This window comes from Microbacterium imperiale (assembly GCF_017876655.1).
GTDB classification, from domain to species: Bacteria; Actinomycetota; Actinomycetes; order Actinomycetales; family Microbacteriaceae; genus Microbacterium; species Microbacterium imperiale.
The window spans coordinates 405,126-416,678 of sequence record NZ_JAGIOK010000001.1 but is presented as its reverse complement, the minus strand read 5'-3'; the positions used below and the strand labels follow the sequence as shown (position 1 = coordinate 416,678).

The 11,553-nt window shown below is 70.3% G+C and carries 16 protein-coding genes and 2 tRNA genes; 11 read left to right on the top strand and 7 right to left on the bottom strand.

Going from position 1 to position 11,553, the window contains the following annotated elements; all coding sequences use genetic code 11:
- Positions 1-4: 4 nt before the first annotated feature.
- The 6 genes from gatC (at position 5) to JOF37_RS01955 (ending at position 5,593) form a co-directional block, all read left to right on the top strand.
- Positions 5-304 (top strand): Asp-tRNA(Asn)/Glu-tRNA(Gln) amidotransferase subunit GatC, encoded by a 300-nt coding sequence (gene gatC / locus JOF37_RS01980; protein ID WP_210004606.1) that lies wholly within the window; start codon positions 5-7, stop codon positions 302-304.
- The gene (gene gatA / locus JOF37_RS01975; RefSeq protein ID WP_210004605.1) at positions 301-1,812 is read left to right on the top strand and encodes an Asp-tRNA(Asn)/Glu-tRNA(Gln) amidotransferase subunit GatA; all 1,512 of its coding nucleotides are present in this window, start codon (positions 301-303) and stop codon (positions 1,810-1,812) included. The genes gatC and gatA overlap by 4 nt, the downstream gene beginning before the upstream one ends.
- A complete protein-coding gene (gatB, locus tag JOF37_RS01970; protein WP_210004604.1) occupies positions 1,812-3,329 on the top strand; it encodes an Asp-tRNA(Asn)/Glu-tRNA(Gln) amidotransferase subunit GatB in 1,518 nt (505 codons plus the stop codon). Before gatA ends, gatB begins: the two co-directional genes overlap by 1 nt.
- 94 nt (positions 3,330-3,423) lie before the next feature.
- On the top strand, positions 3,424-4,683 hold the full coding sequence (locus JOF37_RS01965) for a DNA polymerase IV (RefSeq protein ID WP_210004603.1): 1,260 nt from the start codon (positions 3,424-3,426) through the stop codon (positions 4,681-4,683).
- A 39-nt stretch (positions 4,684-4,722) separates the two neighbouring features.
- Entirely contained in the window at positions 4,723-5,043 is a 321-nt protein-coding gene (locus JOF37_RS01960) for a hypothetical protein (protein WP_210004602.1), read from the top strand.
- Entirely contained in the window at positions 5,018-5,593 is a 576-nt protein-coding gene (locus JOF37_RS01955) for a nucleoside/nucleotide kinase family protein (protein WP_210004601.1), read from the top strand. The genes JOF37_RS01960 and JOF37_RS01955 overlap by 26 nt, the downstream gene beginning before the upstream one ends.
- Here JOF37_RS01955 and JOF37_RS01950 read toward each other — a convergent pair whose 3' ends face one another.
- From JOF37_RS01950 to orn, 5 genes are all read right to left on the bottom strand, one after another.
- Positions 5,594-6,082 (bottom strand): DUF2017 family protein, encoded by a 489-nt coding sequence (locus JOF37_RS01950; protein ID WP_271174869.1) that lies wholly within the window; start codon positions 6,080-6,082, stop codon positions 5,594-5,596.
- Positions 6,052-6,342 (bottom strand): ATP-dependent Clp protease adapter ClpS, encoded by a 291-nt coding sequence (clpS, locus tag JOF37_RS01945; protein WP_210004600.1) that lies wholly within the window; start codon positions 6,340-6,342, stop codon positions 6,052-6,054. The genes JOF37_RS01950 and clpS overlap by 31 nt, the downstream gene beginning before the upstream one ends.
- Entirely contained in the window at positions 6,342-6,692 is a 351-nt protein-coding gene (locus tag JOF37_RS01940; protein ID WP_245338282.1) for a metallopeptidase family protein, read from the bottom strand. Before JOF37_RS01940 ends, clpS begins: the two co-directional genes overlap by 1 nt.
- Before the next feature lie 26 nt (positions 6,693-6,718).
- Positions 6,719-6,794: transfer RNA gene (locus tag JOF37_RS01935), tRNA-His, on the bottom strand.
- Between the two features lie 36 nt (positions 6,795-6,830).
- On the bottom strand, positions 6,831-7,454 hold the full coding sequence (orn, locus tag JOF37_RS01930) for an oligoribonuclease (protein ID WP_210004595.1): 624 nt from the start codon (positions 7,452-7,454) through the stop codon (positions 6,831-6,833).
- Between the two features lie 75 nt (positions 7,455-7,529).
- On the opposite strand from orn, the gene JOF37_RS01925 reads away from it, so the two are divergent.
- The 4 genes from JOF37_RS01925 to JOF37_RS01910 all read left to right on the top strand — a co-directional run bounded on the left by JOF37_RS01925 (position 7,530) and on the right by JOF37_RS01910 (position 9,152).
- A tRNA-Arg gene (locus JOF37_RS01925) sits at positions 7,530-7,602 on the top strand.
- Between the two features lie 127 nt (positions 7,603-7,729).
- Positions 7,730-8,272 (top strand): hypothetical protein, encoded by a 543-nt coding sequence (locus JOF37_RS01920; protein ID WP_210004594.1) that lies wholly within the window; start codon positions 7,730-7,732, stop codon positions 8,270-8,272.
- Positions 8,273-8,276: 4 nt separating this feature from the next.
- On the top strand, positions 8,277-8,876 hold the full coding sequence (locus JOF37_RS01915) for a TetR/AcrR family transcriptional regulator (protein ID WP_210004593.1): 600 nt from the start codon (positions 8,277-8,279) through the stop codon (positions 8,874-8,876).
- 63 nt (positions 8,877-8,939) lie between these two features.
- On the top strand, positions 8,940-9,152 hold the full coding sequence (locus JOF37_RS01910; RefSeq protein ID WP_245338078.1) for a methyltransferase: 213 nt from the start codon (positions 8,940-8,942) through the stop codon (positions 9,150-9,152).
- Here JOF37_RS01910 and yczE read toward each other — a convergent pair.
- Positions 9,133-9,789 (bottom strand): membrane protein YczE, encoded by a 657-nt coding sequence (gene yczE / locus JOF37_RS01905; RefSeq protein ID WP_210004589.1) that lies wholly within the window; start codon positions 9,787-9,789, stop codon positions 9,133-9,135. The genes JOF37_RS01910 and yczE overlap by 20 nt on opposite strands.
- A 61-nt stretch (positions 9,790-9,850) precedes the next feature.
- Between yczE and yczR the strand changes: the two genes are divergently transcribed.
- Positions 9,851-11,260 (top strand): MocR-like transcription factor YczR, encoded by a 1,410-nt coding sequence (yczR, locus tag JOF37_RS01900; RefSeq protein ID WP_210004588.1) that lies wholly within the window; start codon positions 9,851-9,853, stop codon positions 11,258-11,260.
- Between the two features lie 31 nt (positions 11,261-11,291).
- Here the strand turns inward: yczR and JOF37_RS01895 are convergent, their stop codons facing one another.
- On the bottom strand, positions 11,292-11,519 hold the full coding sequence (locus JOF37_RS01895; protein ID WP_210004586.1) for a hypothetical protein: 228 nt from the start codon (positions 11,517-11,519) through the stop codon (positions 11,292-11,294).
- Between the last annotated feature and the right edge of the window lie 34 nt (positions 11,520-11,553).

Here is an 11,553-nt window from a genome sequence, read left to right as displayed (position 1 = left end):
ACGGGTGTCTGAAATCACCCCCGATCTCGTGCGCCATCTCGGCGTGCTCGCCCGGATCCAGCTGAGCGACGAGGAGGTCGAGCGTCTCACCGGACAGCTCGATGCCATCGTCGACAACATCGCGAAGGTGTCGAAGGTGGCCACGCCCGACGTGCCGGCGACGAGCCACCCGATCTCGCTCGAGAACGTCTTCCGCGAGGACGTCCCCGGCGACATGCTGAGCCTCGAGCAGGTGCTCCAGAACGCCCCCGAGCGGACCGAGGACCGGTTCCGCGTCACCGCGATCCTGGGGGAGGAGCAGTGAGCGACCTCACTCGGCTGACCGCCGCCGACCTCGCAGCTCGCCTGGCCGAGGGGAGCGTCAGCAGCGTCGACGCCACGCGCGCGCACCTCGATCGGATCGCCGCGGTCGACGGCGACGTCCACGCCTTCCTGCACGTGTCCGACCACGCGCTCGAGGTCGCTGCCGACATCGACTCCCGCCGCGCCGCGGGTGAGCACCTCGGCGAACTCGCCGGTGTGCCGCTCGCCATCAAGGACGTCCTGGTCACGACCGACATGCCCTCCACCAGCGGATCGAAGATCCTCGAGGGCTTCATGTCGCCCTACGACGCCACCGTCGTCGCCCGTGCCCGCGCGGCCGGTCTCGTGCCCCTCGGCAAGACGAACATGGACGAGTTCGCCATGGGCTCCTCGACCGAGCACTCCGCTTACGGTCCCACGCGCAACCCGTGGGACCTCGACCGCATCCCCGGCGGCTCCGGCGGCGGCTCCGCCGCTGCGGTCGCGGCCTTCGAAGCTCCGATCGCCCTCGGCTCCGACACGGGCGGCTCGATCCGCCAGCCCGCGCACGTCACCGGCACGGTCGGCGTCAAGCCCACCTACGGCGGCGTGAGCCGTTATGGATCGATCGCGCTCGCGTCGAGCCTCGATCAGGTCGGCCCGGTGTCCCGCACGGTGCTGGACTCCGCCCTGCTCCACGACGTCATCGGCGGGCACGACCCCCACGACTCGACCTCGCTCGCCGAGCAGTGGCCGTCATTCGCGGCGGCCGCTCGCGAGGGCGCGCGCGGCGACGTCCTGCGCGGGCTCAAGGTCGGCGTCATCCGCGAGCTGGCCGACGTGGGCTTCCAGCCCGGCGTCAGCGCGTCCTTCCGCGCTTCGCTGGCGGCGATGGAGGCGCAGGGCGCGGAGATCGTCGAGATCAGCGCACCGCACTTCGAGTACGGCGTCGCCGCGTACTACCTGATCCTGCCGGCCGAGGCCTCCAGCAACCTCGCGAAGTTCGACTCCGTGCGGTTCGGCATGCGTCTCGACGTCCCCGGGGGCACCGTCGAGGACGTGATGTCGGCGACCCGCGACGCCGGCTTCGGAGACGAGGTCAAGCGCCGCATCATCCTGGGCACCTACGCGCTGTCGGCGGGCTACTACGACGCGTACTACGGCAGCGCCCAGAAGGTGCGCACGCTCATCCAGCGCGACTTCGACGACGCCTTCGCGCAGGTCGACGTCATCGCGACGCCGTCCGCGCCCACGACGGCCTTCCGTCTCGGCGAGCAGATCGACGATCCGCTGCAGATGTACCTGAACGACGTGACGACCATCCCGGTCAACCTCGCGGGTGTGCCGGGCATCTCGATCCCGTCGGGGCTGTCGGAGGACGACGGTCTTCCCGTCGGCATCCAGTTCATCGCGCCGGCTCGCCAGGACGCGCAGCTGTACCGCGTCGGCGCCGCGCTGGAGGCACTGCTGGTCGACAGCTGGGGCGGCCCGCTGCTCGACCGCGCACCGATCCTGGGAGGGGCACGCTGATGGCTGCCAAGGTCGCACTGATGGACTTCGACAAGGCGCTCGAGCTGTTCGAGCCGGTGCTCGGCTTCGAGGTGCACGTCGAGCTGAACACCCGCACCAAGATGTTCTCGCCGGCCGCCAACCCGGCTCACCCCGACAACCACGGCGCCGCTCCGAACACCCTCGTCGCGCCCGTCGACATGGGGCTGCCGGGAGCACTGCCCGTCGTGAACGAGACGGCCATCCGCTCCTCGATCAGCCTCGGGCTCGCCCTCGGGTGCTCCATCGCACCGTCGAGCCGGTTCGCGCGGAAGAACTACTTCTACCCGGACCTCGGCAAGAACTACCAGATCTCCCAGTACGACGAGCCCATCGCTTTCGAGGGCGCGGTCGAGGTCGAGCTCGCCGACGGCACGACCGTCACGGTCGACATCGAGCGCGCGCACATGGAGGAGGACGCCGGCAAGCTGACCCACATGGGCGGCGCGACCGGTCGCATCCAGGGTGCCGAGTTCTCGCTCGTCGACTACAACCGCGCCGGCGTCCCGCTCGTCGAAATCGTGACGAAGCCGATCTTCGGAGCCGAGCACCGGGCGCCGGAGATCGCCAAGGCGTACGTCCGCACGATCCGCGACATCGTCATCGGCCTGGGCATCTCCGAGGCGCGCCTCGAGCGCGGCAACCTCCGGTGCGACGCGAACGTCTCGCTGCGTCCGCGCGGTCAGGCGAAGCTCGGCACCCGCACCGAGACCAAGAACGTCAACTCCATGCGCTCGGTCGAGCGCGCGGTGCGCTACGAGATCCAGCGCCAGGCGGCGATCCTCGCCGAGGGCGGGACGATCATCCAGGAGACGCGCCACTGGCACGAGGACACCGGCACGACCTCGCCGGGTCGGCCCAAGTCCGACGCCGACGACTACCGCTACTTCCCCGAGCCCGATCTGCTGCCCGTGGCGCCGTCGATCGAGCTGATCGAGGAGCTGCGCGCCGCTCTGCCCGAGCCGCCGGCCGTGCGTCGTCGCCGCCTGCAGGGCGACTGGGGCTTCACCGATCTCGAGTTCCAGGATGTCGTCAACGGCGGCCTCCTCGCCGAGGTCGAGGCCACGGTGGCGGCGGGGGCGGCGCCGACCGCGGCCCGCAAGTGGTGGACCGGTGAGATCACCCGCATCGCCAACGCGCGTGGCGCCGAGCCGCAGGCACTCGTGGCACCCGCCGATGTCGCGGCGCTGCAGCAGCTCGTCGACGCAGGCACCCTGACCGACAAGCTGGCACGCCAGGTGCTCGAGGGCGTCATCGACGGTGAGGGAACCCCGCAGGAGGTCGTCGACGCCCGGGGGCTCGCGGTCGTCTCGGACGACGGTGCGCTGATCGCGGCGATCGACGACGCGCTCGCATCGCAGCCCGATGTCCTCGCGAAGATCCGCGACGGCAAGGTCCAGGCTGCCGGCGCCGTGATCGGCGCGGTCATGAAGGCGATGAAGGGTCAGGCCGACGCGGCTCGCGTGCGCGAACTGATCCTCGAACGCGCCGCGCAGTAAGCGCGGGTCTCTCGAACCGCGGAACGGCGACTCGGGCCGTTCCGCGGTTCGTCGTTGGGGGCCGGATGTCGGCGGTCCGGGGGAGAATGGTCGCATGGGACGCGGCGACGGATCGGGGCGGCTGGTTTCCGCGCCGGATGCCGACGACACCGGCACTCGCATCCTGCACGTCGACATGGACGCGTTCTACGCGGCGGTGGCCGTGCTCGACGATCCGTCGCTGGCCGGCAAGCCCATCATCGTCGGCGGGGTCGAGCGCCGCGGTGTCGTCTCGAGCGCCTCGTACGAGGCGCGCCGGTTCGGCGTCCGGTCGGCGATGCCGGTCGCCCGAGCCCTGCAGCTGTGCCCGCAGGCCATCGTGGTGCCGACGACGTTCGAGCGCTACGCCGAGCTCTCGCGACGCGTCATGGACGTCTTCCGGTCCGTCACGCCGCTCGTCGAGCCACTGTCGATCGATGAGGCGTTCCTGGACGTGAGCGGCGCCCGACGGCTGTGGGGGAGCCCGCGCGAGATCGCCCAGCTGATCCGGTCCCGGGTGCTGGACGAGACCGGTCTCACGTGCAGCGTCGGCGTCGCCGCGACCAAACACGTGGCGAAGATGGCCTCCACCATCTCGAAACCCGATGGGCTGCTGGTCGTCGCCGAGGCTGACACGCTCCGCTTCCTCGGGGCGCGGCCGGTGGGCGCGCTGTGGGGAGTCGGGCCGAAAGCGACCGAGGCGCTGCTCACCCGCGGCATCCGCACCGTCGCCGACGTGTGGGACACGCCGCGGTCCGTCCTCGACCGGGCGCTGGGACCGGCGATGGGAGAGCGCGTGTGGCACCTGTCCCGCGGGCACGACGCACGTGAAGTGCAGACGGAGCGCGTGGAGAAGAGCATCTCGCACGAAGAGACGTTCTCGCATGATGTCGTGGACACCACGGTTCTGCGATCCGAGCTGCGCCGCCTCGCCGACCGCGTCGGTGCTCGCCTCCGCGCCGGTGGGTGGGAGGCGGCGACGGTGTCGATCAAGGTGCGCCTCACCGACTTCTCGACCTACAGCCGGTCGCAGACCCTGCCGCTGCCGACCAATGTCGGTCAGCGGATCGGATCGGCCGCGATCGACCTGCTCGAGAGCGTCGAGCTGTCGCAGCCGGTCCGTCTCATCGGGGTACGCGCCGAGAAGCTGCGACCCGATGGCACCGGCGGCCTGACGCTGTGGGACGACGACGCGGAATGGCGACGCGTCGACGACGCGCTCGACGACGCACGCGCGCGGTTCGGTCGCGGCGCCGTGACCCGAGCGAGCGTGCTCGGTCCGCGCCGCGATGTCGGAGCCATGCCGACGAACCCGCGCGTCGACCATGAGCGGTGACGCCTGTACCGCGACGCGCGCGGCGGGTACGGTGGGATCATGCCCAACCTCGCACTCGAACTCGGCAAGCAGACCGCCAACCTCGGCGTCACCAGCGTCTACGGTGAGCAGCAGGACGTCGACGGGATCCGCCTGATCCCCGTGGCACTGAGCTGGAGCGGTTTCGGCGCCGGCGAGGACGGCGAGGGCAACAGCGGTGGCGGGGGCGGCGGCTACGCGATCCCCGTCGGCGCCTACGTCCGGAAGGGCGACGACCTGCGGTTCGAGCCGAATCTCGTCTCGCTCGTCGCGGTCGCGATCCCGTTCGTCTGGGTCGTCGGGCGCACGCTCAGTCGTGTCATCCGCGCTCTCAAGAAGTAACCCGGTCCCGCGCGCGGTCGAGGACGCCGTCACGGCGATCCTCGACACGGTCGTTCCCGGGATGGTGCTGATCGTCGACGGACGCAGCGGCGCGGGCAAGACGACGTTCGCGCGGGCATTGGTCGCGCGTTGGCCGGACGGTCTGGAGGTCGAGTCGGTCGCCCTCGACGACCTGTACCCGGGATGGGATGGCCTCGCCGCCGGGTCGGCTTATGCCTATGCGCGCGTCCTGGCTCCCCGTCGCGAGCGCCGGCCGGCGACATGGCAGCGGTGGGACTGGGCCGCGGAGCGGTACGGCGACGTTCGCACGTGTCCGCCGGAGCGTGCCCTCCTCCTGGAGGGCAGCGGAGCACTCACCCCGGCGTCTGCCGCCCTCGCCTCCGTACGTGTGTGGCTCGATGCTCCCGACGACGTGCGCCAGGAGCGAGCGTTGCGGCGCGACGGAGACACCTATCGGCCGCACTGGGAGCGGTGGGCGCGGCAGGAGGACGATCACATCGCTTCTCACGATCCGCGTGCCCTCGCGACCCACATCGTCGAAGTGGCCTGATCAGCCGGCCATCGACTGCAGCAGCATCTCCTGGCGGTAACCGAGCCACTCGTAGACGTCGTAGCGCGGATCGCCGTCGGCCACGACGCTGTCGTCGTCGACGATTCCCATCCGCGCGGCGAGGACGATGCGCAAGCCGGCGAGGGTCCGCAGCCACGCCGTCTGAGACGGCGCGTCGAGGATCAGCTCGGGGCGCGGCTCTGCCGCCCGCTCGCGCTCCCGCAGCACCTCGATCACCCGCTCAGCGTCGGCAGCGCGTGTCGCCGCCAGATCGTCGCGGGTCCACGCCCGGAACTCCGCGGACGCATCGGCCTCGTCGGGATACGCATCGGGGGAGAGCCTCCGGATCGCCGGATCGCGGGCATCGTCAGGCGACCGCACGAGTTCGAGGTACTGCTCGACCAGCTCGCGAAGGTACTGCGCTTCGGCATCGGGCAGCATGAACGTCACCGAATCCGTCACGATGCCGCCCGCCGCACCGTCGCCCACAGCCCGTATCCGTGCATCGCACGGGCATGCGCCTCCATCGCTTCTCGCGGCCCTTCCGCGACGACGGCGTGGCCGTCGTTGTGCACCGCGAGCATGAGCTCGTTCGCCCGCTCGCGCGAGAAACCGAAGTAAACGCGGAAGACGTGGACGACGTAGGACATCAGGTTGACCGGGTCGTTCCACACCACGGTCTGCCACGGGACGTCGGGGGCGGCGCTGAGCCGCAGCTCCTCGTCGAGATCGGGGAGGGCCATGCCCATCACGCCCACCCGAGTTCATGCAGCCGGGCATCGTCGATGCCGTAGAAGTGGGCGATCTCGTGGACGAGCGTCGTGTGGATCTCATCCCGCAGGGTGGCGAGGTCGTCGCACGTATGCAGATGGGGTTCGCGGTACACGATGATGCGGTCGGGCAGCTCGCCTTGCCCGTATCGGTCGCGCTCGGTGAGGGCGAACCCGTCGTACAGGCCGAGCAGATCGAGGCTCCCGTCCTCGGGACGATCCTCGACGACGAAGATGACGTTGTCGAGGCCGTCGACCATGTCGTTGGGAAGGCGATCGAGCTCGTCCGTGACGAGTTCTTCGAATGCCGCGGCATCCATCTCGATCATCTTCACTCCCGAAGCGGGGTGCTTCTTGGGGTGGCTAACGGGACTTGAACCCGCGACCCCCGCGACCACAACGCGGTGCTCTACCAACTGAGCTATAGCCACCATGTCTCCCGGAAACCGGGCAACCAGACGATTGTATTACACGGATGGGGTGTACGACGACACGACGGCCTCTGCCGTCGCGCGCGCCTGATCGCTGGTGGGTCCGGGCTCGGGCACGAACACGGCGGCGCGGTAATACGCCAGCTCGCGAATCGACTCCCGGATGTCGGCGAGGGCGCGGTGGCCGCCGTCCTTGGCCGGTGCCTGGAAGTAGGCGCGGGGGAACCAGCGGCGCGACAGCTCCTTGATGCTCGAGACATCGACGTTGCGGTAGTGCAGCCATGAGTCCACGCGCGGCATGTACTTCGCGAGGAACATCCGGTCGGTGCCGATCGTGTTGCCGGCGAGAGCGGCTTTGCCCTCGGGCACGAAGCGCTGGATGTAGGCCAGAACCGACTCCTCGGCCTCGGCGAGGGGCACGCCATTGTCCAGCTCGTGCAGCAGGCCCGAGCTCTCGTGCATCGCGGTGACGAACTCGCCCATGTTCGCGCGAGCGGCTTCGCTGGGTGCGATGACCAGCTGGAAGCCATCATCCAGCGGCCGCAGCTCGTAATCGGTCACGATGACGGCGACCTCGACGAGCTCGTCGACGCGGAGGTCCAGCCCCGTCATCTCGCAATCGATCCATACGAGACGGTCGTTCTCGGCTGTTCCCACCATGCCGCCCATCCTAATGACCGCGTGCGACACCCGAGCGCGGGTAGCCTGGAGGCGACGGTCCGCCGCGCGGGCCCGGCCTCCGTAGCTCAGTGGATAGAGCAGCGGCCTTCTAATCCGTTGGTCACAGGTTCGAATCCTGTCGGGGGCGCCGTCTCGATTCGTCCACCGCTGCCGCCGTGCAACGGACTCCTTGTGCGCCCCACCGCCGGTAGTAACACGCGTGTGCTAAAAAGGATGCGGTCGTCGTCTGACGTTCGACGAGACGGGGGAGCATCGTGATTCTGCTGGCCATCATCGCCTGCGAGGTGGGGTTCTGGGTCGCCATCATCGCCGGCCTGGTCACGCGCTACGTCGCGCGCAAGCCTCGTCTGGGCGCCGCTCTGCTGGTCGCCGCGCCGGTGATCGACGTCGTGCTCCTGATCCTCGTCGCAGCCGACCTCATCGGGGGCGGCACCGCGTCGTGGCATCACGGCCTCGCCGCGCTCTACATCGGCATCTCTGTCGCTTACGGCCATCGCATGATCGCGTGGGCCGACCGTGCCTTCGCCGTGCGATTCCGCGGCGCGTCGCCCCGGCCACGCCTCATGGGGTGGGCTTACACACGCAAGTGCTGGGTGGACGTGCTCCGCACGCTTGTGGCGGCCGCGGTCGCGGCGGGCATCATCGTCGGCCTGACCCTCGTCGTCGACGCGCCGGCCCGAACCGCTGAGCTGCAGGGGTTCCTTCCCGTGCTCGCCGTAATCGTCGGAATCGATCTCCTGTGGGCCGTCAGCTACACGCTCTGGCCGAAGAAAGCCCCGGCTGCGGTGAGAGGATGACGGGATGCCGCGGCTGATCGACCACGACGAACGAGACCGTCAGATCGGTGAGGCTGCGATCCGCGTGCTCGCCGCCGACGGTCTCGCGGCACTCTCCGTCCGCAAGGTGGCGGACGAGGCGGGCATCGCGACCGCATCGTTGCGCCGCGCGTTCCCGACGCAGGAGGCACTGCGCCGCTTCTGCGTCGGACGCATCCGGGATGACGTCGCGGGGCGCATCGCAGCTCTGCGGGGTGAGGGGCGACCGCTGGTGCTGCGTCTGCTGTCGGAGCTTCTTCCGCTCGACGACGCCCGCCGCCGCGAACTCGCGGCACAACTGCAGCTCGCGATGCTCGCTCTGACCGACCGAGACCTCGGCGACAGCGTCGCGGAACTGCACGATGCCGTCCGCACCGTGTGCGTCTCGGCGCTGCAGGAGCTCAAGCGGACCGGCGGCATGTCGCCCGATGCCGACCTGCCGCGCGAGGCGGCTCGGTTGCATGCGCTGCTCGACGGGCTGGCGCTGCAGCTTCTCAGCACGCGCCCGGCCGACCTGGCGGGTGTCGCCGAGGCGATGCTCGAGCACCATATCGACGCCCTGTCGGGAGGAGCTGCCCGCGCGTGAGCCCCACCGCTGGTGCGGGGTGCAGGCGGGGAGTAGCCTGCGGGTGTCGGAAGGGGTTCGATGATGAACACGCAGACACGTCCGTCCGCACTCTGGGTCGCGTACGGCAGCCGCGGAGTGGTCGGAATGATCCGTCGGCTCGACGGGCGGTACACCGTGACGATGGCGGGGGCCGACGCCGAACTCGGCGCGTACCCGACGATGGAGATCGCAAAGAGTGCTCTCCACGCGCACCTCGGGCCCGGCGCGGACTGGCCTACGTTCCGGGAGCACTGAGCCCGACGGCGGGGGCGTCGCTCTCGACCGGAGGCTCGTCGGGCGTCCGCGCACGGCGTGACGAGCGCCGCCGGTCGAACAGCGGGACGCTCACGTGCACGATCGGCCCGATGAGCACCGCAAACAGCACGGTACCCAGTCCCACGGTTCCGCCGAGCAGCCACCCCACCAGCAGCACCGTGGCCTCGACGCCGAGCCGGCTGGCCCAGATGGGCCAACCGAAGCGCTCGTGCAGCCCGGTCATGAGGCCGTCGCGGGGCCCGGCTCCCCAGCGTGCGCCGAGATAGATCCCCGAGGCGATCCCGACGAGCAGGGTTCCGGCGAGGAACATCCCGACGCGTGGGAGCCAGGGCTCGGGCGTGGAGAGCAGCGGCAGTGTCAGCTGGATCGCGGTGCCGACGAGCAGGATGTTGGCCACGGTCCCGATGCCCGGACGCTGTCGCAGCGGGATCCACGCGAGCAGCACGAGGAACCCGGTGAGGTTCACCACCCACCCGATGCCGAGACCCGTGCGGTTGCTGATGCCTTCGGCGAAGACGGTCCACGGGTCGAGGCCGATACCGGCCTCGATCATGACGGCGCAGCCGGCCCCGAACAGAGCGAGGCCGACGAGGAGTTGGACGACACGGGTGAACACGATCTCATTCCAGCCGATGATTGGCCGCTACGGAAGATGCCAATTCGATTACGGTGGCTGCATGCACTCCCGTATCTCGGCCCGCGCGCTCGACGTCGCGCTCGGCGGCTGGCGGACACGCGAGCCCGCGTACGAGGCTCTCGCCGACGGCATCCGTCTGCTGTGTCTCGACAACCGCATCGCGGCACGGACACTGCTGCCTGCCGAGCGCGTGCTCGCCGAGACGCTCGGGGTGAGCCGTACGACGGTCGCCAGCGCTTACGCGAGCCTGCGTGCCTCGGGGCACATCGACAGCGTGCGCGGATCGGGCAGCGTCACGACGGCTCAGCCGATCCGCGGCGAGGGCACGGTTTTCGCCGCGCCGGGCTCGGTCGACCTGCAGCAGGCGAGTCCCAGCGCCTGGCCGGGTCTCGCGGGCGTCATCGCGGAAACGGCGGCGGATGCGGCGACCCTCGTCGGACGCACCGGTTACGACACCCTGGGCTCCCGCCAGCTGCGCGCCGCCATCGCCGACCGCTACACCGTCCGCGGTCTGCACACGTCGGTCGAGCAGGTGCTCGTCACCGCGGGCGCGCAGTCGGCGATTCATCTGGTCGCCGAAGTCCTGCTCGCCCGAGGCGACCGCGTCCTCATCGAGACACCGACCTACCCGCATGCCGCCGAAGCGCTGCGCGAGGCGGGGGCGCGCCTGGTCGCGGTGCCGGTGACGACGGACGACGGGTGGGACGTCGACCGCCTGCGCGAAGCAGCACGGCGCACCCGTCCCGCGATGGCCTACCTGATGCCCACGTTCCAGAACCCGACCGGGCGCTCGATGGACGAGGCGGAACAGGGTGCCGTGCGTGCCGTCGCGGCGTCGGGCTGCACGATCGTCGTGGACGAGACGACCGCCGAGCTGCACTTCGACGAACGGATGCCGCTGACCCTCGCCGACGAGGACGTCATCCGACTCGGGTCGCTGGGCAAGACCGTGTGGGGCGGGCTGCGCGTCGGGTGGGTGCGCGCTCAGCCGGAGGTCATCCGCCGGTTGCACGCCGGTCGACCGGCGCGCGACCTCGGGACGCCCGAGTTCGAGCAGGCGGTCGCCACGCGGCTGCTGGCGCGGATGCCGGAGATCCTCCCGCAACGCGGCGAGCTGCTCTCGACGGGTCACGACACGCTGCGAGCTGCTCTGAGCCGCGCCGTGCCGGAGTGGCATGCGCCCCGTGTCGCCGGGGGAGTGTCCCTGTGGGTCGGGCTCCCGGCGCCGCTCAGTGCGCCTCTGGTTCTGGGCGCTCGGGCCGAGGGGGTCTATCTCAGTCCGGGCCCGCGGTTCGCTGTGGGAGGGGGGCATGAGAACCGGTTGCGCATCCCCTTCACGGCGCCGCCCCCTGACCTCGAACGGGCTGTCGAGGTGCTCGCGGAGGTGTGGGGCCAGGTGACCGCCGGCGTCACGACGTCGGGGCCGCCGCCGGTCGACGCTCTCGTGTGACGGCGCGGTGGGGAGACGATGCAATCGGGCGTCAGCGTGACAGCCGGAGGGTCTCGGACGCCTCGCCGATCGTCCAGAAGTCGCCGACGGACCGGAACGCGCGCGAGGCTGCGTGGAAACGGGAAGCGCGAAAGCGCGTGCCTGCGGGCGTCGCGACCGCTTCGACGAGACCGCGAACGCTGCCGTCGCGGTCGAGCACTCGCCAGCGATCGGCTCCGAGGCGGACAAGGCGAGGGGTGGTCGGCGCGGAAGTGATCATGAGCTGCTCCTTTCGTCGATGACGCTACGCCGGG

Coding starts and splice junctions, on each gene's coding strand:
- gatB (WP_210004604.1), top strand. CDS start 1,812: ATGGCTGCCAAGGTCGCACTGATGGACTTCGACAAGGCGCTCGAGCTG.
- JOF37_RS01965 (WP_210004603.1), top strand. CDS start 3,424: ATGGGACGCGGCGACGGATCGGGGCGGCTGGTTTCCGCGCCGGATGCC.
- JOF37_RS01960 (WP_210004602.1), top strand. CDS start 4,723: ATGCCCAACCTCGCACTCGAACTCGGCAAGCAGACCGCCAACCTCGGC.
- clpS (WP_210004600.1), bottom strand. CDS start 6,342: ATGGGCATGGCCCTCCCCGATCTCGACGAGGAGCTGCGGCTCAGCGCC.
- JOF37_RS01940 (WP_245338282.1), bottom strand. CDS start 6,692: ATGATCGAGATGGATGCCGCGGCATTCGAAGAACTCGTCACGGACGAG.
- orn (WP_210004595.1), bottom strand. CDS start 7,454: ATGGTGGGAACAGCCGAGAACGACCGTCTCGTATGGATCGATTGCGAG.
- JOF37_RS01915 (WP_210004593.1), top strand. CDS start 8,277: ATGCCGCGGCTGATCGACCACGACGAACGAGACCGTCAGATCGGTGAG.
- JOF37_RS01910 (WP_245338078.1), top strand. CDS start 8,940: ATGAACACGCAGACACGTCCGTCCGCACTCTGGGTCGCGTACGGCAGC.
- yczR (WP_210004588.1), top strand. CDS start 9,851: ATGCACTCCCGTATCTCGGCCCGCGCGCTCGACGTCGCGCTCGGCGGC.
- JOF37_RS01895 (WP_210004586.1), bottom strand. CDS start 11,519: ATGATCACTTCCGCGCCGACCACCCCTCGCCTTGTCCGCCTCGGAGCC.